Here is a 23657-nt window from a genome sequence, read left to right as displayed (position 1 = left end):
GCTCCCAGCGCTGGTCGGCCCATCAGTGCTTTTCCACGGTGCGCGCGAGAATGCCCAGGGTGGCGCGCAGGCCGGCCTCGGGGATGATCGGGAAGTTCACCACGCCGCGGTACTCCGGCCGGATCCGGCTCCAGTCGTAGTAGGCGGTGACCAGGGTGCCGCCCTCCTCGGCCTGCAGCGTGTAGCCCCACAGGTGCTCGATCGGCGGCTGGATGGTGCCCGAGATCGTCCACTCGATCTCCTGCCCGGGCACCAGCCGCGTGATGATCACCGTGACGTCGTACTTGCCCATCGGCAGGTCGTTCAGCGACTCCCGGTCCATGTGCACCACGAACTCGTCGCCCACCTGCCGCACCCGCTCGCCCTCGGCCCACTGGAGCATGCCGGAGGAGTCGATCCGCACGTGCCCGTGCGGATCGGTGAGCACCTCGAAGATCTGCCCGGCCGGCGCCTCGATGCGCCGCTGAATCTCGAATCTCTCGTTCCCCATACCGGCCAGCGTGCCAGCTGTGCCCGTAATGAGCAAGAGCCTTCAATGACTATTACACATCGGCCCGCGCCGAGATCTGCTGGATCGCCCAGCCGTTGCCGTCCGGGTCACCGAAGAACACGAAACCCACGTTGTCCAGGGCTTTTCCGCCCTGCTCGAGCTTGGCCACATCCCCGTCGATCGCCTGCACCTCCCCCACCTCCACCCCGCGCCCCTTCAGCTCGGCGTGCGCGGCCACGATGTCGGCGACCACCAGCTGCAGACCCTTCAGCGAGCCCGGCTCCATGCCCGAGGACCCACCCAGCACGATCGAGCACCCCGAGCCGGGCGGGGTGATCTGCACGAACCGCACCCCGGGAGCGGGGGCCACGTCGTGATCGACCGGCCAGCCCATCTTCTCGCCGTAGAAGGCCTTGGCCACGTCGATGTCGGCGACCGGGACATTGACGACTTCCAGGGTGTAGTTCACGAGCCGACTCCTCAGGTAGGTAAAGCGTTCGCATATCAGGACCGCACCACCGAACGAAACTCATCGCCGGGCCGCCCCAGCCACCGGGGCGGCCCTGTCCGGGGCCTCCATCTAGCATCTCCGGCATGCAGCCCGATGTGAACGCGATGCTCCACGACCTACGCCAGCTGGTTGAGGTCGAGTCCCCCTCCGGCGACCTCGAGGCGCTCCAGGCCTCGGCGGGTGTGGTGGCCGAGATCCTGCAGAAGCGGCTCGGCGGCGAGGCGGTTCTGGTGGAGAGCGCGGCCGGACCGCACATCCGCTGGTCGGGCGGCGGCGAACCCAGGGTGCTCATCCTCGGGCATCACGACACCGTCTTCCCGATCGGGACGCTGGCCCGGCGCCCGTTCCTGGTCGAAGACGGCAAGGCTTACGGTCCGGGCACTTTCGACATGCTGGGCGGGCTGGTGCAGGCCGTGCACGGGCTGGCCCTGCTCCCCGACCTCAGCGGTGTCGAGGTGCTGGTCACGTCGGACGAGGAGGTCGGTTCGGGGGCGTCGCGGGAGCTGATCGAGCAGCTGGCCCAGGAGTGCGGGGCGGTGCTGGTCTTCGAGGGGGCCGGGGAAGGCGGTGCACTCAAGACCGGGCGCAAGGGGTGCGGCACGTTCGAGGTGTCGATCACGGGGCGGGCCTCGCACGCCGGGCTGGAGCCCGAGGCGGGCGTGAACGCGCTGGTCGAGGCGGCGCATCAGGTGCTCGCGATCGCTGCTCTGGGCCGGCCCGAGCTGGGTACGACGGTGGTGCCGTCGATGGCTTCGGCGGGCACGGCCAGCAACGTGGTTCCGGCCGAGGCGAAGATCATTGTGGACGTCCGTGTCGCCTCGGCCGATGAGACGGCGCGGATCGAGGCTGCTTTCGCGGGTCTGCGGGCGGTCGGGGCGGGCGCGAAGGTCGCGGTTGCGGGTGGTTTCAGTCGGCCACCGATGCCTGAGGACGTGTCTGAGCACCTTTTCGGGGTCGCTCGCCAGTTCGATGCGAACCTGGAAGGGATTTCGGTAGGCGGCGGTAGCGACGGCAACCTGACGGCCGCGCTGGGTGTGCCCACGCTGGACGGGCTCGGGGCCGTGGGCGGGGGCGCCCACGCCGACCACGAGTACCTCGTGGTCAGCGCGATGGCCGAACGCGCCCGCCTCACGGCCCATCTGGCGCGTTATTTGACGGCGCCAGCCACCAGCCCCGCCACGTAGTAGCGCTGCAACACCAGGTAGAGCACGATGCACGGGATCGCCGTGACCGCGACCCCGGCCTGCATGATGCCCCAGTTCATCGTGCCGAGCTGGTTGGAGGCCAGCACGGTGAGCGTGACCGGCAGGGTGAACTTGGCCTCGTCGGTGACCAGGACGAGCGCCGCGAAGAACTCGTTCCAGCAGGTGAAGAAGGTGAACAGGGCGGTGCTGATCAGGCCGGGCACGGCCACCGGCAGCATCACCCGGGTCATCGCCGACAGGTAGCCGCAGCCGTCGATCAGGGCCGCCTCCTCGATGCTGGCCGGCAGCGCCGCGAAGCTGTTGCGCATCAGGAAGATCCCGAACGGCAACTGGAAGGTGGTGTACACCAGCACCAGGCCGAGCAGGCTGTTGTTCAGGCCCAGGGTGTGCAGGATCGAGAACAGTGGGGTGATGATCGCCTGGAACGGGATCATGAAGGTGGCCAGGATCAGGAAGAACAGCACCCCGCTGCCGGCGAAACGCAGCTTGGCGAAACCGTATCCGGCCAGGGTGGCGAGCACCATGGTGAGCACGGTGGCCCCGGCCGAGACCAGCACGCTGTTGCCCACGTGCGTCCAGATGCCCACCGCCCCGGTGTTGCCCAGCGCCTGGTAGTTGTCCAGCGAGAGCCCGTGGGGGTAGAGCGTGGGCGGGTTCTCGGTGGCCTCGGCCGAGCTCTTCAGCGACTGCGACAGCATGATCCACAGGGGGTAGAGCACGATCGCGGCCACGCTCAGGCAGGCCGCCCACCAGGCCGCCCGCGGTAGCGAACGGCGCACTTCCAGCAGGGTTCTCACGACAGGTCCGTCTTCCTCAGCAGGAGCATCTGCACGGCGCTGACCATGGCCAGGACGATCATCAGCATGGCCGAGAGCGCCGCGCCGTAGCCCAGGTCGAAGTTGATGAACGAGGTGCGGTAGATCTGGTAGACGGCCGTGATGGTGCTGTTCGAGGGACCGCCGGAGGTCATGATGAAGAACTGGTCGAAGGCCAGCAGCGAACCGGCCACCGAGAACACCAGCACCAGGGCGAGGGTGGGGCGCAGCAGCGGAAGCGTCACGTGCACGAACGACTTCCACGGCCCGGCCCCGTCGATCCGGGCCGCCTCGGTGAGTTCGGCCGGGATCGACTGCAGGCCGGACAGCAGCAGGATCATCTGCATGCCGGTCATCTTCCAGACCACCATCAGCACCACCACGGTCAGGGCACTGGTGGAGGTGTCGAACCAGTTGGACTCGCGGGTGCCCAGGCCGAGGTGGACGGCCAGGTCGGTGAGCGGGCCGAGGCCGGGCTGGGTCAGGTACAGCCACAGGTAGGCCGCGGCCGCGAAACCGATCACCACGGGCAGGAAGAAGATGGTCTGGAACACCCTCGCGGGCCGGCCCGGGCGGTTGATCAGGAAGGCCAGGGCCAGCGCGGCGACGAGCAGGAGCGGGGTGATGAACAGCGTGTACTTGAGCGTGAAGACCACCGAGTCCAGCCAGCTCTCGTCCTTCAGGGCCAGCCGGTAGTTCTCCAGACCGACCCAGCTGTGCTCGCCCAGCAGGGGCCAGTCGTGCAGGCTCATCCAGAACGTCATCACGAGCGGGACCAAGAAGAATACGAAGACGACGAGCAGGGCCGGGGAGACCATGGCCAGCCCGGCGAGCTGACGGCGACGGCGCTGGGTCAGGCGCGGGCCCGGGCGCCGCCGCGGGGCACCGGCGGCGACCGGGGCCGGCTTCACAGTGGTGGCGGACATCCGGTTCAGCCCGCGTCGATGATGGCCTGGGCGGCCTTCTGGGCCTCGTCCTGCGCCGCCCTGATGTCGCCGCCGCCGAACACCGCCTTGTTGATCATCGTCGCCCAGGGGCCGTTGTTGTCGTTGATGATCTCGTTCTCGACCACGCTGTACGGGGTCCGGCCGGTGCTCATCGACTCGCCGAGCACCTGGTAGCGCTCGTCGTCCACGCCGTAGACGGTCTCGACCAGGTCGGTGCGCACCGGCACGATCGAGTTCTCGGCCAGCAGTGTCTGGGCCTCGTCGCCGGTCGCCCACTTCACGAAGTCGTAGGCCACCGCCTTGTTCTTGGCCCCGGCGGTCACCGCGATCTCGTCGCCACCGGCGAACGAGGCGGTGCCGCCGTCCCGGCCGACGATCGGGGCGACGCCGAAGTCGATCTTCTTGTCGGCGGCCAGGGTCTGCACGAAGAACGCGCCCAGGTTGACCATGCCGACCTTGCCGCTCTGGAACGTGCCGCCCTGGGTGCTGCCGTTGTCGGTCTTGGACGAGGGCGCCATCAGCCCCTCCTCCCACATGGTGCGGTAGAACTGCAGAGCCTCGGTGACCTCCGGGCTGTCGAACTGCGCGGTCTTGCCGTCCTCGGAGAGCACCTCGCCGCCGCTGGCCCACACGTGCGGGGCGAACTCGAAGATGTTGCAGCCGCCGCACGATCCGGCCATCACGAAGCCGTAGTGGCCCTCACCGAGCTTCTTGATCGCCCGGGACGCCTCGAGCATCTCGTCGTAGGTGGCCGGGGGCTTCTCCGGGTCCAGGCCGGCCTTCTTGAACAGATCCTTGTTGTAGAAGGTGACCGACGCCTCGGCCGTGAACGGCAGCGCGTAGGTCTTGTCCTCGAAAACTGCCAGTTCCTTGTGGGCCGGGCTCAGGTCGTCCTTCCATTCCAGCTCCTCCAGCACCGGGGTCAGGTCGTCGAGCACCCCTTTGGAGGCAAAGTAGGGCAGGTAGACCAGGTCGATCGAGGCGATGTCGGGGCCCGAGCCGGAGGCCGCGGCGGTGCCGAACTTCTGCACGAAGCTGGCCGCCGGGATCACCGAGACCCGGACCTGCCCCTCGTGCGACTTGTTGTACGTGTCGGCCAGCAGGTTGATGAAACCCTTCTGGCTGTCCCGGGCCCACAGCGTCGCGGTGCCGACCGGCTTGTCGCTCGCGCTGGTGGTCTCATCGTCCCCGCCGCCGCAGCCGGCCAGCCCGACCAGGGCGACGGCGGCGGCCGCGGCTGCTGCCACGAACCTCATTGTTGCGACCATGACGACTTCGCTTTCCGCCCGCGCCCCCTCATTGGAGCGCGGGCTGGGAGAAGGAGGCGAACGTTGCCCTACAGCACCGGGAGCCAGACCCGCATGGCTCCCGGCCCACGGTTGGCCCAGGCGCTGTAGGGAATGGCAGTGAAATCGATGGACGTCGGGGAGACGCTGTCTTCCGACGTCGCCGTCCCCGTGGAGTAGGGGGCGTAGAGCGCCGGCTCCAGAGGCCGGGCGATCCCGGAAAGGCGCAGGCGCACCGGGGTCAGGTCTTCCGTGACTCGTTCGACCGTGATCGGTGCGGAAGGATCGAGGTGCAACTGCTCGACCAGGACGCCGGTGGGCAGGTCGGCCTGTTCGACGGCGAAGACCAGCGGGCCCCGGGTCACGGCGAGGCTCCCGCGCACGGCGTCCACCCGGTCGTCGGCCCGGACCAGCGTCGGCGGCATGGGCAGGGTGAGACGGATCTGGTCGCCGTCCTCGACCTCGGTGCGCCAGTACTGCCCCGACTCCAGCGAGAGCCTGTTATCGCCACGCTCGGCGGTGGCACCGGTGGCCCAGGCCGGGATCCGGACGCTGAGCTCCCCCGACCCCACAGCCGTGAGCACAATGTCCCCGTCGTACGGGTACTCGGTCTCGACCGTCACCGAAAGCCCGGGCGCCGCATAGGTTCCGGCGTGCAGCAGGTGCAGCTGCAGCCCCGTCTCGGTGCCGGTGGCGACGTAGCCCTGCAGCGAGGCGATGAGCCGGGCGATGTTCGGCGGGCAGCAGGCGCAGCCATACCAGGGCAGGCGCTCGCTCGGCGAGTCCTCGTCGGAACCCTCGTGCCCGGTGCGCAGTTGCAGCGGGTTGGAGTAGAAGAACGCTTTGCCGGTGTGCGAGGTCGAGGCCGCGATGCCGTTGAACAGCGCCCGTTCCATCTCCTCGGCGTAGCGCGCCTCACCGGTGGCCAGCAGCATGCGCCAGCACCACTGGAAAGCGGCGATGGAGGCGCAGGTCTCGGCGTAGGCGCGGTCCGGCGGCAGCTCGAACGGGTCACCGTAGGCCTCGTCACGGTGCCGGGAGCCGTGGGCGCCGGTGATGTACATCTTGGTGCCGAACGCGCTGTCCCACAGCTTTTCCATGGCGCGCAGCAGCGACTCGTCGCCGTTCTCCAGGTACACGTCGGTGGCCCCGGCCGCCAGGTACAGCTGACGCACGGAATGGCCCAGGGCTTCGACGTTCTCGCGCACCGGCAGGTGGTCCTGGTAGTACAGCGAGCCGAACCGGCCGGGCTCCAGCGAGCGGTGGCCGCGCCGGTCGATCTGCCGTTCGGCGGCGGTGAGGTAGTCCTTCTCGCCCGTCTCGCGGTAGAGCTCGACCAGCGCCGTCTCCACCTCGGGGTGCCCGTCGATGATCGGGTTGCCCTCACCGTCGTCCAGCTTGGCCACGAAATCGGCCAGCCGGGTGGCGATCTGCAGGAACCGCCGGTCCTGCCTGCCCCGGTGCAGGGCCACCGCGGCCTGGATCAGGTGGCCCGCCGAGTAGAGCTCGTGCGTGTAGTCGGGGTGCGCGAAAGGCTCCTCGCCCTCCACACCCTGCACGTAGGTGTTGAGGTAGCCGTCCTCGGCCTGGGTCTTCTCCATCAGGGTGGCCAGTTCGGCCAGCAGATCGTTCCAGGTGGCGGTGCCGGTGCGGCCGATCTCCCAGCCGATCGCCTCCAGGGTCTTGTACAGGTCGGTGTCGGCGAACCACGGTCCGGCGAACTTGCCCTGCGGGCCCTCCGGACCGGCCTCGGCCAGCCTCCGGAAGTTCTGGACGGCGCCGGTGGCCTCGAGGTTCTCAAGGCAGTGCGGGATGGTCGCCGCCGCGTTCAGCGACTGCCAGCGCCCCAGGGGCGACTGTGGGTGCAGTTCGGCGGAGCGCAGGGCCAGCGGGGTCAGGGTCGCGGGCCGGCGGGGAACGGCCGGGCCCTGGGCCACGTGCTCGGTCTCAAGGGGCAAGGTGACGCCTCTCATCGGGACCGGCCAACGGAGCGATGCTGCCGGCTCCGTCGCCGGGAAAATTCAGGAAACCGTTTGTCTCGCTCAAAACGTAGGCGCGTGCCTCGAAGTGGTCAAGACCCGTCGCTGAACGGACGACGGCGAGGTTTCTTGCCGGACCAACGGTTTCCTGTTTAGCTGATCCGATGAGCAGTGAGACCAGCACCCCGCGCTCCGGGCCGGGGGCCGCACCCCGGCGAGCCGGCATCGCCGATGTGGCGGCGTTGGCCGGGGTGTCGGTGGGCACCGCCTCCAAAGCGCTGAACGGCCGGGGGAATCTGCGGGAAGAGACCCGGGCCCGGGTGCGGGCGGCCGCTGAGCAGCTGGAGTTCGCCCCCAGCACGGTGGCCCGCAGCCTGCTCACCGGCCGCACGTTCACGGTCGGGATCATCACCACCGACAGCTACGGCCGCTTCAGCATCCCGATCATGCGCGGCGCCGAGGACGCGCTGGGGCTGGGCGAGATGCTGGCCTTCCTGTGCGACAGCCGCGAGGACCCGATCCGCGAGCAGCACCACATCCGGCGCCTGCTGGAGCGCCGGGTCGACGGGATCATCGTGGCCGGCCGGCGCACCGACGCCCGGGCCCCGATCGGCACCAACCTGCCGGTGCCGGTGGTCTACGCCCTGGCCCCCAGCGACGACCCGGACGACATCAGCGTGACCAGCGACGAGCCGGGTGCGGCCCGGCTGGCGATCGACCACCTGGTGCGGACCGGGCGCCGGCGGATCGCCCACATCACCGGCCCGCACTCGCACTCCTCCTCACGGGTGCGGGCGGCCAGTGCGATCGAGACGTTGCGCGGGCACGGGCTCGAACTGGTCGGCGATCCCTGGTTCGGGAGCTGGTCGGAGGCCTGGGGGCGGTTCGCGGTGGGGCAGTTGATGCGCAGCGACCCGGACGTGGACGGCATCTTCTGCGGGGCCGACGTCATTGCGAGAGGAACGACGGACGCCCTGCGCGAGTCCGGGGTGACGTTACCTACGGAAGTGGGTGTGGTCGGGGTGGACAACTGGGTGATCAGCGCCGAGGCCGCCCGCCCCCCACTGACCACGGTCGACCTGGGGCTGCACGAACTGGGCCGGCGCGCGGGCGAACTGCTGATCGCCGCGATCGACGGTTCCCCGGCACCGGGGACCCATACGGTGCCGGGGCATCTGGTGGTGCGTGAGTCCTAGGCCGAGAGCTGGGCCGCGACCGCTTCGAGGATCTTCACGTCGCCCTCGTAGGGGCCGCTGGACCGGGGCCAGTGCGTGATCACGTCGGTGAAGCCGAGCTCACCGGCGCGGCCGGTCATCTCCTGGTACACGCCCACGCTGCTGAGCGAGAACGGCACCTCGGGACGCATGGTGGGCGCGTCGAGCATCAGGTAGCGCCGCACCGGTGCACCCTCGCGCCCGGCCGTGGTCAGAGCCTCTTCGAAGATCTTGGTCAGCCCGGCCAGACCGGTGAGCCACTCGTCCAGGCTCTGCGCCCGCGCTCCGAGCGTCATCCAGCCGTCCCCCGTGCGGGCGGCGTAGCGCACTCCGCGCGGGCCGTTGGCCGCCACCACGAACGGCAGGTTGCGGGGTTCGGGCAGGGTGCGCGCATCGAGGGTGGAGAACCAGCGGCCCTCGGCCGAGACGTGGTCTTCTGAGCGCAGGCGCACCAGCAGGTCGGTGAACTCCTGGAACCGGTCGACGCGTTCCTTCACGGTGAGGTCGGGCAGGCCGAGGATGCGCGAGTCCAGGTCGCCCCCGGTGCCCACGCCGAGCACGAAGCGGCCGCCGGAGATGTCGTCCAGGGCCTGGGCCTCGCGGTACAGCGACAGCGGGTGCCGGAAGTTGGGGGCGCACACCGCCGTGCCCAGCTCGATCCGCTCGGTGACCAGGGCGGCGGCGGAGAGCATGGGCAGGCCGGCGAACCACGGGGAGTCGGGCAGCCCACCCCAGACCAGGTGGTCGTACGTCCAGGCGTGGTCGAAGCCCAGGTCCTCGGCGGCCCGCCAGAGCGGCCGGGCCTGCGCCCAGGACTGGTCGGTGAGGATGGTGACGCCGTGCTTCACAGTGCTCCCTGGTGCCGGTGGGTACGGATTGGCCGAAACCGGCCCCCAGGCTAGTGGTGGCCGCGGGACAACTGGCAGCACTGGGCCGTCTACCCCATCGTCCTGTTCATCGCCGGCTACGTCTTCGACCGCGTTCGTGACCTCCTGCGTTGGCTGCGGGCGCGACGCAACGCGCCGACCATCGATCTGAGCGGCTACCGGCCGGCAGAACGAAAAGGCTTACCGCCCAGTCACTGACATCGATCGCCGTCATCCGGAAATCGTGCAAATCGGACGGCCGTGGTGGTTGACTTCCCGCCGGTGCGTGCCTGTAATGGTGCCTACGGCCACGGGGAGGTAATGCTTCATGCGCGAGCCCGTCTCCAGCATCGTGTTCGAGATACGCCGTCTGGCAAGAGATTTCCCGGGCGGCAGCCTGCCGCCCGAGATCGTCCCGACGAGCGGCGCCTTCGACGTCCTCGACGTGTCCAAGGCCGCGGTGCTGCGCCTGTCGGCGGCCGAACGGCAGGTGCTCGGCCTGGCCGCCCAGGGCTTCAGCGTCAGCCAGATCTCCCGGCTCACGGCCAGCACGCTCAGGCAGACCCGGGCCCGGCTCGACTTCGCGGGCGCGCACCTGGGGCTCTCCCCCGGTCTGCTCGCCGCCTTCGGCACCGCGGAGCCCTCCGGCGACAGCGTCTCCCGTGCCTGAGCTGCCCGAGCTGACGATGCCGGCCGAGACCACGGCCCGGCTGGAAGAGGTGCGCCGCACCTTCGCCGCCCTGCGCTGTCAGGCCGGGGCCACCGCCGACCCGGAGCAGAAAGACCGGCTGCACCGGATGTCGGCCAAGCTGCTCGAGGGCGGTGCCCGTCCCCTGAAGCCCGGCTATCCGCAGCACCTCACCGGCCGCGAGATCGACGTGCTGGCCGTGGTCGGGGTAGGCGCCACCAACAGCGAGGCCGCGCAGCGCCTGGGTGTCAGCACCGAGACGGTGAAGGGTTACCTGCGCACGGCTATGCACAAGCTCCAGGCCACCAACCGCTACAGCGCGGTGCAGTCGGCCCGGCGCTTCCGCCTCATCCCCTGACCCCTCACCACTACCACGCCAGCGGGCCGGCCGACCGGTCGGTCAGCCGGCCTCGAGCTGCTCGCGCACCGGCCCGGCGATCCGGGCCAGCGCGGTGGCGAGGTGGCGCTGCTGGGCGGCCGTGAGCGGCTCGAACACCAGCCTGCGCACCTCCTCCACATGGCCCGGCGCACACCGGCGTACCTTGTCCAGGCCCGCCTCGGTGAGCGTGGCCAGGGTGTAGCGCCCGTTGTCCGGGTCCGGGCGGCGGGTCACCCACCCCTGGCGCTCGAAGCGCGTCATCACCTTGGACAGCCGGGGCAGGGTGCTGTTGCTCAGCAGGGCCAGCTCGCTGAGCCGCATCGTCTGCGCGCCCGCCATCGACAGCCGGGCCATCACGCTGTACTCGAAGTTGGACACCCCCTCGTCCCGCTGCAACTGACGATCCAGCAGGGCGGGTAGCGCGATCGCCACGGTGAGCAGGTCCTGCCAGAGGTTCTGCTGATCGTCGTCGAGCCAGCGGGCGGGGTCGGTCATGGCCCGCAGCTTAGGCGACCAGGCCGGTGCCGACCTTTCCCCAGCATCTCGTTTGACTTGCCCAGGCAAGTCATACAGACTCTCTTTCACTTGCCCAGGCAAGTGTGAAGAATCGGCCAGCAGGCCGGTTCCCCCCTCTCGGGAGAGTGTCATGAAGGCGATCCGCTACCACGAGTTCGGCAGCACCGAAGTTCTGCGCCCGGAAGAGATCGAGCGCCCCGTCCCCGCCGCCGGCCAGGTGCTGGTGAAGGTGGCCGCCACCTCGTTCAACCCGGTCGACGACCACGTCCGTCTGGGCGTCCTGGCCGAGATGATCCCCACCCCGTTGCCGATCACCCCCGGCTTCGACCTGGCCGGCACCGTCGCCGAGATCGGCGAGGGCGTCAGCGGGCTGCAGGTGGGCGACGAGGTGGTGGCCATGTTCCCGCTCGACGCACCCGGCGGGGCGGCCGAATACGCTCTGATCGCAGCTGATCTCGTGGCGTCCGCTCCGCGTGGCATAGCTCTGGCCGACGCTGCTGCGCTCCCCCTGACCGGGCTCGCCGCCCGGCAGGCGGCGATCGAGCTGGCCGGCATCCGAACCGGCCAGACCGTGCTGGTCAACGGCGCGGGCGGGGCGGTGGGCAGTCTCGTGGTCCAGCTCGCCGCCCACGCCGGGGCGAAGGTCACCGCGGTCGACGGGCTGCAGCACGCCGAGCGTCTCACCGCCTACGGCGCCGGCCAGGTGGTCGGTCCGCTGGATCTCGACGCGGGACCGGCGGCCGTCGGAGGGCCTTTCGACGTCGTGATCAACCACGTCCGCCTCGCCCCCGAGCAGCTGGCCAAGCTGACCGCGTTCGTCGCCGACGGTGGCATCGTGGTCAGTTCAGCGGGCCCGGTGCCGGCCGACGAGACCCGCTCGGTACGCACCGCCGGGGTGTGGGTGGCGCCCGACGCCGCCCACCTGGCCGACCTGGTGGCCCGCGTCGACGACGGACGGCTGCAGCTGAACATCGCCGACCGCCGTTCCCTCGACGAACTGCCGACCGTGCACCAGGACGCCGCCGACGGCAAGCTGCTCGGCAAGACCGTCATCGTCGTGGCCTGAGCCGGCCGGTGCTCGCCGTCCGCCCCGCGCACCGACCGGCGAGGGGCGACGGCGTCACGGACCTGACTCGACGAGGGCGGCGAGCAGAAGAAGCGGTGTACCAGGTGAACCATGTGTACACATACAGCAAGCTGCCCGCCCGTGGCCGGCGCCGGGCCGGAGCGCGTCAGGACCCGGCACCCGCTCGCTCGTACTCGGCGATCACGGTGCCCGACTCGAAGGCGCGCCAGCCGACCCGGGTGAACGTGCGGGGCGAGTACTCGATGCCGCCGAACAGCGGGATGCCCGCGCCGAGCACGATCGGGTTGATCTTCAGCACCAGCCGGTCGATCTCGTCCAGCACCGAGCCGGCCAGCCGGCCGCCACCGGCGACCCAGATGCCCTGACCGGGCTCGGCCTTCAGCTCCCGCAGGCGCCGCACCGGATCGGCGGTCACCTCCAGCCCGTCAGGGACCTCGCGTTCCTGACGCGAGGCGATCACCTGGCGCAGGTGCTGGTAAGGGCTGTCGATGCCCTCCTTCAGAGCGGGCGTGTAGGTCTCCCAGCCCATCAGCACGGTGTCGAACCGCGAGCGGGTGGCGGTCAGGCCGAACCGCTGCAGCAGGTGGGTGGGGATGGTGTCGGTGTACTCGTGCATGAGCACCTGCATGTGGTCGCCCTCCATCGGGAAGGCGTCGAAGCCCCCCTCCGGGTCGGCGATGCGGCCGTCGAGGCTGGTGGCCACGTAGTACGTCACTTCACGCAAGACGGTACTCCGATCACTACAGATGTCGTGGACGAAAGGAAACTACAACGGCCGTAGTGGTTCGTCTAGGGTGTTTCCATGGCACGGAACGAGGCACGACGTCAGGCGCTGGGTGATGCGGGCCTGCACGTCCTGGCCACGCAGGGGGCCCGGGGGCTGACGCATCGGGCGGTGGACGCGGCGGCCGGGGTGCCTGCGGGCACCACGTCGAACTACTTCCGCTCTCGGGAAGCCCTCATCCAGGGCCTGTTCGACCGGATCGGCGAAAGGCTGGCCCCCGCGCCGGAGGTCTGGGCCCAGGTAGGTACCCGGGAACCGACCAAGGCCCTGTTCGCCGAGTACACGCGCGACATCGTCCGTAGGCTTCTGGCCGCTCCCGAGGCCACCATCGCCCTGTTCGAACTACGTCTGGAGTCGCGCCGCCGCCCGGAACTGGCCGGGCCGCTCACCGCCTGGCAGCAGGCCGGGTTCGCCGCGGACGTGGACTTCAACCGGGCGGCCGGCCTGCCCGGGACCGCTCAGGACATCGCCCTCTTCCACTACGCCGTGGAGGGCCTGGTGCTGGATCGGCTGACCACCCCGATCGATCCGGGCACCTCCGTCGACGAGGTGGTGCAGACGCTGGTCGATCGGCTGCTGCCGGGTCCCTCCTGAGGGCGGGCGCGGGGTACAGCAGACTGGCCCCATGCTCCGCCGCTCGCCGACCCGTCGTGACCTGTTCCGCCTGGCGGTCGCCGCCCCGATCGTCCTGGCCGGCTGTGGCGGCCGAGCGGTGGAGAACAGTGCGAACACGAGTGCGCAGGGCAGCGCGGGAAGGCTCCTGCCCAGTCAGGCCCCACTCCCGCAACCGTTCCTGCGCGCACTGCCGCTGCCACCCGTCCTCAAACCGGTTCGTAGTGACGCCGGCACCGACTACTACGAGATCACCCAGAAGCGCGGTACGGCCCGGATCCTCGACGACCTGGACACCGAGGTGTGGGGTTACGACGGCGTCTTCCCCGGCCCGACGATCGTGTCCCGCTCGGGCCGGCGGACCGTGGTCCAGCACACCAACGAGCTGCCGGTGCCGGTGGTGGTGCACCTGCACGGCGGACGGGTGGCGGCCGACCAGGACGGATACCCCACCGACTACCTGCACCCGGTGAGCGGGCGGGTGGCCGACAGCCACGGCCAGGGACTCAACGGCGCCCAGGGCTCGCGGGACTACGTGTACGAGATCGACCAGCCCGCGGCCACGCTCTGGTACCACGACCACCGGATGGACTTCACCGGTCCTCAGGTCTACCGCGGGCTGGCCGGTTTCCACCTGGTCACCGACGAGGAGGAAGAGGCCCTGGGGCTGCCCTCGGGTGAGCGGGACGTGCCGTTGATGATCGTGGACCGCTCGTTCGCCGCCGACGGCTCGTTCCGTTACCCCTCGGTGGATCCTTCACTACTGGGGACGCCCGGAGTCACCGCCGAGTACATGAGCGGGGTTCTGGGTGATTGCGTACTGGTCAACGGTGCCCCGTGGCCGGTGCTGGAGGTCGCGCCGGCGCGCTACCGCTTCCGGATCCTCAACGCTTCCAACGCCCGTCGCTTCCGGCTGCGCCTGGACAGCGAGCTCGACGACCTCGACCGCGGGGCGCGGTTCGTCCAGATCGGCAGCGACCAGGGACTTCTGGCGGCGCCGGTGCCACTGGATCGCCTGGACGTGGCTCAGGGCGAGCGTTTCGACGTGGTGGTCGACTTCTCGGCCCACGCCGACGGCGATCTGGTCACGATGGTGAACGAACGCGGTGAGGGGGCGACGGCGCAGGTCATGCGGTTCGTGGTCACCGGTACGACTGAGGACGTCCGCGACGGCAGCCGGCTGCCCGACCGTCTGGCCGATCCCGAGGTGCTGAGCGAGGCCGACGTGGTGGCCACGCGGGAGTTCACCTTCCGGCGGGGCGGGGCCGAGGCGCACGGGATGTCGCTGTGGACGGTGAACGGGGAGGCGTTCGATCCCGAACGGGTACTCGCCCAGGTCCGGATGGGCACGGTGGAACGCTGGACGGTGGTCTCGCAGAACAACGAGCACCCCTTCCACGTGCACCTGGGCGCCTTCCAGGTGCTGGGGACCACCGGAGCCACCGCCGGCCGGGCCGACGGTGGCTGGAAGGACACGGTGAACCTGGACAACGGTGGCCGGGCCGAGCTGCTGGTGCGTTTCGACGGTCATCGTGGGGCTGCGGTGCTGCACTGCCACAACCTGGAGCACGAGGACATGATGATGATGGCGAACTTCGAGGTGGTCTGAGCGCCGGCCCGCCCCCGCTGACGAGGGCGGGCCGGCCGGGCTCAGGGGGCGACCGTCTCCTTCTGCGGCTGCGCCTCGTCGCCGGCGGGCTTGCGGGAGAGGTGGCCCGGCCACCAGAACCAGCGGCCCAGCAGGGTGACCATGGCCGGCACCAGCACGGTGCGCACCACCAGGGTGTCGAGCAGGACGCCGATGCCGACGATCACGCCGATCTGGGTGAGCACGATCAGCGGCAGCACCCCGAGCACCGCGAACACCGCCGCCAGCAGGACGCCGGCGCTGGTGATCACGCCGCCGGTGACGGCCAGGGCCAGCGAGATCGGGCCGCGGGAGACGTCTCCGGGCGACTGCTCGGCCTCTTCCTTGGCCCGGGTGGCCAGGAAGATGTTGTAGTCGACGCCCAGGGCCACCAGGAAGAGGAAGGCCAGCAGCGGCACGGTGAGGTCGAGCGCCGGGAAGTCGAACACGTTGGTGAAGACCAGCCAGGCGGCCCCCATCGCGGCGGCGTAGGTGGCGACCACGGTGAGCACCAGCAGGACGGCCGCCACCAGGGAGCGCAGCAGGGCCAGCAGCACGGCCAGCACCACGAGCAGGACCAGTGGGATGATCAGCCAGCGGTCGCGGTCGGCACTGCGGTCGGCGTCCAGGGCCTCGGCGTCGGTGCCGCCGACCAGGGCGCCGCTGTCCACCTCGGAGGTGGCCGAGCGCAGGTCCTCGATCACGGCGAAGGCCTCGTCGGTGGCCGGGGCGGCGCTGATCACCACCTCGATCACGGTGCGGCCGTCGGCCTCGGTGCCGGGCCGGGCCGACTGGACCCCCTCCACGTCCTCGGCCGCGGCGCGCACCGCCGGGGCCTTGTCGGTGCTGGTCACCACGATGGTGGGCTGGGAGGAACCGGCGGCGAAGTGCTCGCCCAGGGTCTCCTGACCGGTGACCGACTCGGGGGTGGCGCGGAACTGCTCGGTCTGGGAGAGACCGCTCTTCAGTCCGGTCAGCGGGATCATCAGGACGGCGAGCGCGGCCAGGGCGACGGCGCCGACCAGGACGGGCCGCTTGGTGACCCCCTCGGCCACGCGCCACCAGAAGCCGGCCCGCTCGGGCACGTCCTGCCCGGCCCGGGGCACGAACGGCCAGAACAGGGCGCGGCCGGGCACGGTCATCGCGGCGGGCAGCACCAGCAGGGCGTAGACGACGGCGGTGATGATGCCCAGGGCGCCGCCCAGGCCGATGTTGCGGCTGGAGGGGCTCTCGGCGAAGCCGAGGCACAGCAGGGCCAGGACGACGGTGCCGGAGCTGGCCAGGATGGCCGGGGCCGCCCGGTCGACGGCGACCTTCATCGCGTCGTACCGGTTCTCGTGCCGGCGCAGCTCCTCGCGGTAGCGGGCGATGAGCAGCAGGGCGTAGTTGGTGCCCGCGCCGAAGACCAGTACCGAGGTGATGCCGACGGAGGCGCCGTCGGTGGTGAAGGGCAGGAACTTCGTGCCCACGGCGACGACGGTGATCGCGACCTGGTCGGCGACCCCGACCACGGCCAGCGGCACCAGCCACAGCCAGGGGCTGCGGTAGGTGAGCAGGAGCAGGAAGGCGACCACGCCGGCGGTGGCGAACAGCAGGCGGGTGTCGGCGCCGTCGAAGACCCCGGCCAGGTCGACCGTGAAGGCCGGGCCGCCGGTGACCTGGGCGCGCATGCCCTCGGGCACCTCGTCGGCGAGCTGGGCGCGCATCTTCTCGACGATCGTGACCAGTTCGTCGTTGGAGGCGCTGGAGGACAGCGGCACCCCGATCAGGGCGGCCTGGCCGTCCTCGGCGAGCTGCTGGAAGACCGGCGCACCGCCGACCGAGTACTCCTGGAGGGTCTTGGCGAGGGCCTCGACGGCCGTGCGGTCGGACTCGGTGAGGGCCTGGCCCTCCCGGTCGAGGACGACGATCGCCGGGACGACCTCGCTGCCGCCCATCTCGTCGCGCAGGTCAGCGGCCTGGCGCGACTCGGCGTCGGCGGGGACGTTGGCGACCCCGTTCTGGGACTCGTCGGCGGTGATCGGTGCGGACAGGGCCACCCCGGAGAAGATCACCGCGAGCAGGACGACGATCCAGCTGAGTTTCGCGCCGACGAGATGGGGCAGTCGGCGTTTAGTTCCACCGTCGAATAGTTCCACGAGCGAAAGAGTATGATGAGCGGGTGCACGACGCCAATCCGCAACGCCCAGTGACCGAAGAAGAGCCCTCGACGGCTGCCCGTCCCCGGCACTCGCACCGCGATCCCCGGCCCGAGGCCGTCCGGGCGGTGCGGGCGATGGCCGCCTTCGCCAACGAGTCGGAGATGTACCTGGCCGCCACCGGGCGCGACGAGGCGATCCACCGCACCGACCTGAACGGGCTGCGGGTGGTCATGGCGGGCGCCGCCCCCGGGGCCGAGCCGGTCACGCCGCGCCGGATCAGCGAGGCCCTGCAGCTCAGTGCGCCGGCCACCTCGGCCATGCTCGACCGGCTGGAGCGCCTGGGGCACATCGAACGGCACCCGCACCCGCGCGACCGCCGCTCGGTGGTGGTGGTCGCCACCGATCACGCCCACACGGTCGGAGCAGCGATGTTCGGGCGGGTGGGGGCCCGGATGTCCCCCGTCCTGGCCGGGCGCAGCGCCGAGGAGCTGGCGCTGATCGCGCAGTTCCTGGAAGAGGCCACGGCCGCCACCCACGCGGCCCGGGCCGACATCGACGAGCGCTGACCGGCTCCGCCCGCGTGGGTGCCGTGCACTGAACCCGGGCGGCATCGCCACTGCAACCCCGCTAGCACCAACCGGCGGCGAAGGCGCCCATAGGTAGCGTCGAAGCCACTCGCCTGGGGGGAGGCAGTCGCATGTTCACCCGGTCCGCGCTGGCTGTGCCGGCCGCGTTGCTGACGCTCGTGCTCGCGGTCGGCGGCTGCACCCGCGACAACCCCTACGACAGCCCGGCCCCCACCGTTCCGAGCCCGTCGGCCGTCACACCCACCGGTGACCCACTGGTGGCGGAGACCACCAGCGGGCGGCTGGAGGGCAAGGCCGACGGGCTCGTGAACCGGTTCCTGGGGGTGCGGTACGCCGAGCCGCCCACCGGCGAACGCCGCTGGACCCTGCCGGAACTGGCCGAGCGGGCCGTCGAACCGGTCAGTGCCCGGAAGTCCGGGCCCCGCTGCGCGCAGACGGCGACCGAGGAGAACCCGCTCAGCCGCTCCGAGGACTGCCTGTTCCTCGACGTGACCGCCCCGGCCACCGCCCGAGGTGGCCAGAACCTGCCGGTGATGGTCTGGTGGCACGGCGGCGACTACACCCACGGCTCGGGTTCCGACTACGACGCCGCCCGCCTGGCCGCCGAGGGCAACGTGATCGTCGTGACGGTGAACTACCGCCTGGGCGTCTTCGGCTACCTCTCCCTGCCCGGCCTCGAGGGCAGCGGCACCTTCGGCCTGGCCGACCAGGTCATGGCCACCCGCTGGGCCCGGCGCAACGCCACCGCCTTCGGCGGGGACCCGGACAACGTCACGGTCTTCGGTGAGTCGGCCGGGGCGATGAGCGCCTGTGCCTTCCTGACCTCACCCGAGTTCGAGGGCCTGGCCTCGAAGGTGGCCATGTCCTCGGGCGGCAGTTGCCGGCTGCGCTGGCCGGAGAACGGGCTGACGTTGTCCGCGCCGGCCCGCAGCCCGTACGTCAGCCTCGCCGAGGGCGCGGCGCTGGGCGTCGACCAGGCCCGCGAGGCCGGCTGCCGCGGCCTGGAGGTGCTCGACTGCCTGCGCGCCACCCCGGTGGAGGACCTGCTGGAGATCTCCCCGCAGTTCCACGACGTGCTCGCCTACGGCACCCCGCTGCTCCCGGTGGACCCGGCGCAGGCGGTCCTGGAGGGGCGGGTCTCCCCCGTCCCGGTGATCTCCAGCGTCAACCGCCACGAGGCGCGGGCCTTCGTCACCGCGGACGAGAAGTCGTTCACCCGCAAGTCCTACCCGGCCTACGTCGCCGCCGCCTACCCCGGCCACGAGACCGAGGTGCTGGCCCAGTACCCGCTGTCGGACTACGACAGCCCGGCCCTGGCCTGGTCGGCGCTGATCACCGACAGTTCCTGGGTGTGCCCCACGCTCGAGGGCGACACCGCGCTGGCCGCCAACGGCTCCCCGGTCTACGCCGCCCAGTTCGCCGAGCCGGCCGCCGGCCTGGGCAGCGACCTGCCCTACCTGTTCGACCTGCGCGGGCAGGACCCGCTGGAGGGCGAGCAGCTCGACCTGGCCGCGACGATGGTCGCCTACTGGACCTCGTTCGCGCACAACGGAATGCCCAAGGCGCAGAACCAGCCGCCGTGGCCGGAGTACAGCGGGCCGGGTGGGCAGAGCCTGCGACTGCGGGCCGACCTGATCGAGACGGCAGACCTCGGCGTCGAGCACCGCTGCGACTTCTGGGCCGACCTCTAGCCACGCCCGGTCAGCGGGTCGGTGCCTCCCCTCGCCGACCATTACACTCCGGCGTGTCATAGCTTGCGTCCTTACTGAGTAATGCCTGATTACTGTCCGGAGGGGCGTGTTGGTCCAGAGTGTCGCCGGGGTGTCGACCGAGGCCCCCGGTCTTTCGCCGCGGCTGGTCCCGGCCGGGCAACCGGGGGTCCAGGCCGCCGCGGTGCTCGCGCTGGCCCGGGCGGTGCTGCTGTCCCGTCTGGCCGCCTCGGCGCTCTACGCCGCGACGGCCCTGCTGCTCAACGGCGTGGACGGCGACTCGGCCCAGCGCTACCTGCTGCCGTGCCTGATCATCGCCGTGGTCACCCTGGCCGAGTGCCACCTGTTGCGCCGGATGGCCTCCGGCCCGCCGCGCGTCGGTCTGGTGCTCGCCGACTCGGCCGTGGCCCTGGTGCTGTTCCTGGTCTGGACCGGTGACCCGGTCTACGTCCTGTTCCAGGTCGGGGCCGCCGCCCTGGCCGGGGCCCTGCTCGGCCTGCACGGCATCCCGTTGTGGGGTGGGCAGGCGGTGCAGGCCGCGGCCACCTGCTGGCTGGTCCTTTCCGACAAGGTCGCTCCCCCGCTGACCACCGTGGTTCTGGTGGCCGCGCCGGGCCTGATCGTCGCGGCCGGGGCCTCCACCATCACCCTGACCCGCGTGCTGCAGGACCGGCTCAACCGCGACCTCGACCCGGCCCGGCCGATGCCCGAGCTCTACGCCCGGGTGCTGTCCACGCTGCGCACCACCTCGCTCTCGTTCGCCCGCCGGCCCCGGGCCGGACGCCTGGCCGACGAACTGGCGCGCACCCTGGCCCAGGACACCTACGTGGCCCTGGAGCGGGCCGCCACCCCGATCGGCGGCATCCGCTTCGACTACGCGCACGAGGACTTCGCCGACCCGCTCGAGCAGCTCTGCCAGGAATGGGCCGCCCAGGCCCGGGTCAGCCTGAACACCGACCTGCCGCCGGTCTGGCTGCGGGTACCGGTGCGCCACCAGCTGGCCCTGATCGTCGACGACGCGCTGAGCAACGTCGCCCACCACGCGCGGGCCACCCGGGCCCGGGTGGAACTGGCCGAACGGAGACACGTCGTGACGCTGACCATCAAGGACAACGGCCAGGGCTTCGACCTGCCGGACGACCCCGCGGTGCTGCGCGGCGGCGGCTACGACGGGATCTGCCGGATGATCACCCGCTCGTCCTACCTGGGCGCCGACCTGACCATCATCACGGAGCCGCACTCGGGCACCGAGATCCGGGTGCGGATGAACGGGATGCCGTCATGAGCAAGAAGACCTTCAAGGCGGGGGCCCCGCTGGGCAAGTCGCTGACCTTCCTGCCCGGCGCCTGGCTCTGGCCCGCCGGACCGCCCATCTGGCAGATCACCACGCTCGGCGCCGCGGTCGCCCTGACCTCCGTAGCCGTGCCCACCCTGCCCACCGTGCTGCCGGACAAGCCCCCGCCGGCGGAGTCCCCCGCGGCGCAGGCACCCGCCCAGGACGAAGAATCCGACGCCCCAGAAGACGGCGGCGCTCCGGACGCAGTTCCTGGCAGCGACCCGACCTCCGTACCCACCGTCACCGGTGTGACGCCCTCAACCGAACCGAGCGAGACCCCCTCCGAGGCACCCAAGGAGACCAAGGACGTCTCCAAGCCCTCGAACTCGGGCTCCCCCGAGGCGAGCGACGAGCCCAACCCCACCGCGACCGACCCGGCGGCGACCCAGCCGCCCACCGAGCCACAGCCGTCCTCCGAGCCCGAGGTTCCCGCGGCGCAGCCGATCACCGTGGCCGCGGCCGACAGCGCGAACCAGCGTTGGCTGGTCAGTGCCGTGGACTGCGCCACCTGTGTCTCCGGCAGCCGCATCATCGGCCTGGGGTTGCTCGCCACCCTGACCGTGCCGGTCGAGTCGGACACCGCCGGCACCCGGCAGCTGAGCATCGCCTACGAGTCCAAGCGCCAGCGCGACCTGTACGTAAGCGTGAACGGCGGCGCCGCGCAGAAGCTCACCGTGGAGGGCACCGGCGGCTGGGAAACGCCCGGCTGGACCAGCGTCAGTGTCGACCTGCAACAGGGCAAGAACTCGATCAAGTTCCACAACCCGATCGGGCTGGCCCCCGACCTCGACCAGATCAGCGTGAACTGATGCCGCTTCACATGCCGTTCTACACGCCCGGGTCCCAGTCGATCAGCCGCTCGTAGACCTGCCGGTCGCCCTCCACCTTCAGGTCATCCAGCGGAACGCGGCCGTAGAAGAGCAGGACCAGGTCGCTGGCCGTGCCCCGGACGCTGACGTCCGGCTCCTCGTCGGTGGCGGGCGTGAAGCGGGCGATCCGCGCGCCGTCGGCGGAGAGCCACAGACGCCAGGAGCGGCCTTCCGTGGCGTGATGATCGACGACTGCGCTCTCGTGCGGCCAGGCGGCTGTGGTTGCGCAGCAGGTGAACAGGAACTCCTCGACGCCGTCGAGGGCCACCTCCGGCGGTAGAGGCTGCGCGGAACCCACAGCGAGCTGGGCGTCGTAGGTGTGCACGGCGATCTCCTGCAGCTGGTGGCGGGCCACGGCTGCGCAGGTGCGCGGCGACTGCGACCGCCTCCACCACGTCCAGCACCCGCGATCCGGGCCGGCTTCCCGCAGTGCGTTCAGGAGTTCCTGGGTCGATGCGGCCAGCCAGGCCGTCAGAGCCTCGCGCTCACCCGGTGGGGCATCTTCCACCGTGATCTTGGCCGGGGCATCGGGCCCGGCGGCGACGGTGGCGGCCCAGGAACGCCGCCCCACGCCGATGTGCCGGGCCAGATCGAGAAGCGTCCACTCGGGGCAGGTGGGCACCTGCACGTCGAGGCTGGGCGCGGCGGCGACCGTGGTGCGCAGGACGGTCGACCGCTCGTCGATGCGCCGCAGTAGCTCGTGAAACTCCATCGGGGCTGTCTATCACCGGGCTTCGAGGACCGGCGAACCATTTTCGTCCTTCACCGCCGGGGCGGGTCGCTGGGTCAGCACCCCGGCCGCCAGCACCACCACGAGCCCGGCCAGCGGCACCACCAGCAGGCCCACCCGCAGGCTGGTGGCGTCGGCGATCGACCCGACCACCGGCGGCGACAGCAGGAACCCCATCCGCATCAGCCAGGAGACCAGGGTGAGCCCGGTACCGGGCTTCAGGCCCGGCAGTTCGTCGGCCTCGTGCATCGCGGCGGGCACCAGCGTGGCCACGCCCAGACCGGCCGCGGCGAAACCCAGGATGGTCATCGGCACGTTGGGTACGGCCAGGGCCAGGCCCATCCCGGCGGCCACCAGCAGTCCCCCGGCCCGGGCGATCGTGCGCTGGCCGAACCGGTCGACCAGACGGTCGCCGATGGTTCGGCCGAAGAACTGGGCCCCCACCATGGCGATGTAGCCCGAGGCCGCCAGAGCCTCCGGCGTGCCCAGATCGGCCGTGAGATACACCGCGGCCCAGGAGTTCCCCGCGTCTTCCACCAGCGTGCCGGCCGTGGCGACCAGGACCAGCGCGGCCACGATCAAAAGGGTGCGGGTCCTCAGGGCGCTCCCGGCCCGGCCCGCAGGTGCTGCCTCGGCGACGGCCGGCTCCACGTCCGGGCCGGGCAGGCAGTAGCGCAGGGCCACCAGCGAGACCACGGCGAAAAGGACCCCCGACAGCGCCAGATGGAGGCCGATGGGCAACCCCACGGCCAGGGCCCCGGCCGCCATCGCGCCACCCGTGACCGCGCCGATCGACCAGGTGGCGTGGAAGGAGTTGATGATCGAGCGCCCGTAGCGGCGCTGCACCCGCAGCCCGTGGGCGTTCTGGGCCACGTCGGTGATGGCGTCGAAGCCGCCGGCCGCGAACAGGGCCAGGGCGAAGAGGACGGCCGTCGGGGACAGACCGGCGACCAGCACCCCGACAGCGGTCAGGAGTGTGCTGAGCACCGCGGCCCGGGCCGAGCCCAGCCGGCGGACCGCCACCCCGGCCGCGGTGCCGGCCACCAGGGCACCCATCGGGAAGGCGGCGACCGAGAGGCCGTAGACCGCGTTGCTCATCCCCAGATCGGCCTTGATCTGCGGGTAGCGGGGAATCAGGTTGGCGAAAAGGGCGCCGTTGGTGAAGAACAGCGCCGCCACGGCGACCCGGGCCCGACGCTCGGGCGCCCCGGGCGCCTGCGGTGTCTCTGCCCGGACGTGCGAACCGGAGGTCATGCGTACGACTGTACACACCCGCCCA

The 23657-nt window shown here is 71.0% G+C and carries 23 protein-coding genes; 11 read left to right on the top strand and 12 right to left on the bottom strand.

Going from position 1 to position 23657, the window contains the following annotated elements; genetic code table 11:
- Positions 1-22: 22 nt before the first annotated feature.
- On the bottom strand, positions 23-490 hold the full coding sequence (locus QSK18_RS29660; protein WP_285625945.1) for an SRPBCC family protein: 468 nt from the start codon (positions 488-490) through the stop codon (positions 23-25).
- Between the two features lie 52 nt (positions 491-542).
- On the bottom strand, positions 543-959 hold the full coding sequence (locus QSK18_RS29655; RefSeq protein ID WP_285625942.1) for a VOC family protein: 417 nt from the start codon (positions 957-959) through the stop codon (positions 543-545).
- A gap of 125 nt (positions 960-1084) precedes the next feature.
- On the opposite strand from QSK18_RS29655, the gene QSK18_RS29650 reads away from it, so the two are divergent.
- Complete coding sequence (locus QSK18_RS29650; RefSeq protein ID WP_285625939.1) at positions 1085-2185, top strand: M20 family metallopeptidase; 1101 nt, start codon at positions 1085-1087, stop codon at positions 2183-2185.
- Here the strand turns inward: QSK18_RS29650 and QSK18_RS29645 are convergent.
- The 4 genes from QSK18_RS29645 to QSK18_RS29630 form a co-directional block, all read right to left on the bottom strand.
- Positions 2149-3003, bottom strand: coding sequence for a carbohydrate ABC transporter permease (locus QSK18_RS29645; protein ID WP_232815099.1), 855 nt, complete (start codon positions 3001-3003; stop codon positions 2149-2151). The two genes, QSK18_RS29650 and QSK18_RS29645, sit on opposite strands and share 37 nt — an antisense overlap.
- Positions 3000-3947 (bottom strand): carbohydrate ABC transporter permease, encoded by a 948-nt coding sequence (locus QSK18_RS29640; protein WP_285625936.1) that lies wholly within the window; start codon positions 3945-3947, stop codon positions 3000-3002. The genes QSK18_RS29645 and QSK18_RS29640 overlap by 4 nt, the downstream gene beginning before the upstream one ends.
- Before the next feature lie 5 nt (positions 3948-3952).
- Positions 3953-5224 (bottom strand): ABC transporter substrate-binding protein, encoded by a 1272-nt coding sequence (locus QSK18_RS29635; protein WP_502894284.1) that lies wholly within the window; start codon positions 5222-5224, stop codon positions 3953-3955.
- 80 nt (positions 5225-5304) lie between these two features.
- Entirely contained in the window at positions 5305-7212 is a 1908-nt protein-coding gene (locus tag QSK18_RS29630) for a glycoside hydrolase family 127 protein (protein WP_285625930.1), read from the bottom strand.
- A gap of 185 nt (positions 7213-7397) precedes the next feature.
- Here QSK18_RS29630 and QSK18_RS29625 point away from each other — a divergent pair, with 185 nt between their 5' ends.
- Complete coding sequence (locus QSK18_RS29625) at positions 7398-8429, top strand: LacI family DNA-binding transcriptional regulator (protein ID WP_232815095.1); 1032 nt, start codon at positions 7398-7400, stop codon at positions 8427-8429.
- Here QSK18_RS29625 and QSK18_RS29620 read toward each other — a convergent pair.
- Positions 8426-9295 carry an LLM class flavin-dependent oxidoreductase gene (locus QSK18_RS29620; protein WP_285625926.1) on the bottom strand — a complete coding sequence of 290 codons (870 nt, stop codon included), beginning with the start codon at positions 9293-9295 and terminating at the stop codon, positions 8426-8428. The genes QSK18_RS29625 and QSK18_RS29620 overlap by 4 nt on opposite strands.
- 346 nt (positions 9296-9641) lie before the next feature.
- Here QSK18_RS29620 and QSK18_RS29615 point away from each other — a divergent pair, with 346 nt between their 5' ends.
- Together QSK18_RS29615 and QSK18_RS29610 are read left to right on the top strand one after the other, a co-directional pair.
- Positions 9642-9983: a helix-turn-helix domain-containing protein gene (locus QSK18_RS29615; protein ID WP_285625923.1), complete on the top strand. Its 342-nt coding sequence runs from the start codon at positions 9642-9644 to the stop codon at positions 9981-9983.
- Positions 9976-10359, top strand: coding sequence for a response regulator transcription factor (locus QSK18_RS29610; protein WP_285625920.1), 384 nt, complete (start codon positions 9976-9978; stop codon positions 10357-10359). Before QSK18_RS29615 ends, QSK18_RS29610 begins: the two co-directional genes overlap by 8 nt.
- Before the next feature lie 42 nt (positions 10360-10401).
- Here the strand turns inward: QSK18_RS29610 and QSK18_RS29605 are convergent, their stop codons facing one another.
- The gene (locus QSK18_RS29605; protein WP_232815091.1) at positions 10402-10875 is read right to left on the bottom strand and encodes a MarR family winged helix-turn-helix transcriptional regulator; all 474 of its coding nucleotides are present in this window, start codon (positions 10873-10875) and stop codon (positions 10402-10404) included.
- Between the two features lie 151 nt (positions 10876-11026).
- Here QSK18_RS29605 and QSK18_RS29600 point away from each other — a divergent pair, with 151 nt between their 5' ends.
- The gene (locus QSK18_RS29600; protein WP_285625917.1) at positions 11027-11962 is read left to right on the top strand and encodes an NADP-dependent oxidoreductase; all 936 of its coding nucleotides are present in this window, start codon (positions 11027-11029) and stop codon (positions 11960-11962) included.
- A gap of 166 nt (positions 11963-12128) precedes the next feature.
- On the opposite strand, the gene QSK18_RS29595 is transcribed toward QSK18_RS29600, so the two are convergent.
- Positions 12129-12698, bottom strand: coding sequence for a dihydrofolate reductase family protein (locus tag QSK18_RS29595; RefSeq protein WP_232812307.1), 570 nt, complete (start codon positions 12696-12698; stop codon positions 12129-12131).
- Positions 12699-12785: 87 nt separating this feature from the next.
- Here QSK18_RS29595 and QSK18_RS29590 point away from each other — a divergent pair, with 87 nt between their 5' ends.
- Positions 12786-13361: a TetR/AcrR family transcriptional regulator gene (locus QSK18_RS29590; protein WP_232812119.1), complete on the top strand. Its 576-nt coding sequence runs from the start codon at positions 12786-12788 to the stop codon at positions 13359-13361.
- 31 nt (positions 13362-13392) lie between these two features.
- Positions 13393-14988 carry a multicopper oxidase family protein gene (locus QSK18_RS29585; protein WP_285625913.1) on the top strand — a complete coding sequence of 532 codons (1596 nt, stop codon included), beginning with the start codon at positions 13393-13395 and terminating at the stop codon, positions 14986-14988.
- A gap of 41 nt (positions 14989-15029) precedes the next feature.
- Here the strand turns inward: QSK18_RS29585 and QSK18_RS29580 are convergent, their stop codons facing one another.
- Positions 15030-17144: an MMPL family transporter gene (locus QSK18_RS29580; protein ID WP_285625910.1), complete on the bottom strand. Its 2115-nt coding sequence runs from the start codon at positions 17142-17144 to the stop codon at positions 15030-15032.
- Between the two features lie 23 nt (positions 17145-17167).
- Here QSK18_RS29580 and QSK18_RS29575 point away from each other — a divergent pair, with 23 nt between their 5' ends.
- From QSK18_RS29575 to QSK18_RS29560, 4 genes are all read left to right on the top strand, one after another.
- Positions 17168-17713 carry a MarR family winged helix-turn-helix transcriptional regulator gene (locus tag QSK18_RS29575; RefSeq protein WP_232812122.1) on the top strand — a complete coding sequence of 182 codons (546 nt, stop codon included), beginning with the start codon at positions 17168-17170 and terminating at the stop codon, positions 17711-17713.
- A 131-nt stretch (positions 17714-17844) separates the two neighbouring features.
- Positions 17845-19425 (top strand): carboxylesterase/lipase family protein, encoded by a 1581-nt coding sequence (locus QSK18_RS29570; protein ID WP_285625905.1) that lies wholly within the window; start codon positions 17845-17847, stop codon positions 19423-19425.
- 106 nt (positions 19426-19531) lie between these two features.
- On the top strand, positions 19532-20728 hold the full coding sequence (locus QSK18_RS29565) for a sensor histidine kinase (protein WP_232812124.1): 1197 nt from the start codon (positions 19532-19534) through the stop codon (positions 20726-20728).
- Entirely contained in the window at positions 20725-21588 is an 864-nt protein-coding gene (locus QSK18_RS29560) for a carbohydrate-binding protein (RefSeq protein WP_285625900.1), read from the top strand. The genes QSK18_RS29565 and QSK18_RS29560 overlap by 4 nt, the downstream gene beginning before the upstream one ends.
- A 19-nt stretch (positions 21589-21607) precedes the next feature.
- On the opposite strand, the gene QSK18_RS29555 is transcribed toward QSK18_RS29560, so the two are convergent.
- Both QSK18_RS29555 and QSK18_RS29550 read right to left on the bottom strand, forming a co-directional pair.
- Positions 21608-22360, bottom strand: coding sequence for a maleylpyruvate isomerase family mycothiol-dependent enzyme (locus QSK18_RS29555; RefSeq protein WP_285625896.1), 753 nt, complete (start codon positions 22358-22360; stop codon positions 21608-21610).
- Positions 22361-22372: 12 nt separating this feature from the next.
- A complete protein-coding gene (locus QSK18_RS29550; RefSeq protein ID WP_285625892.1) occupies positions 22373-23632 on the bottom strand; it encodes an MFS transporter in 1260 nt (419 codons plus the stop codon).
- Positions 23633-23657 lie beyond the last annotated feature (25 nt).

This window comes from Kineosporia sp. NBRC 101677 (assembly GCF_030269265.1).
Classification (GTDB): Bacteria; Actinomycetota; Actinomycetes; order Actinomycetales; family Kineosporiaceae; genus Kineosporia; species Kineosporia rhizophila.
This window is presented reverse-complemented; position numbering and strand designations above follow the sequence as displayed.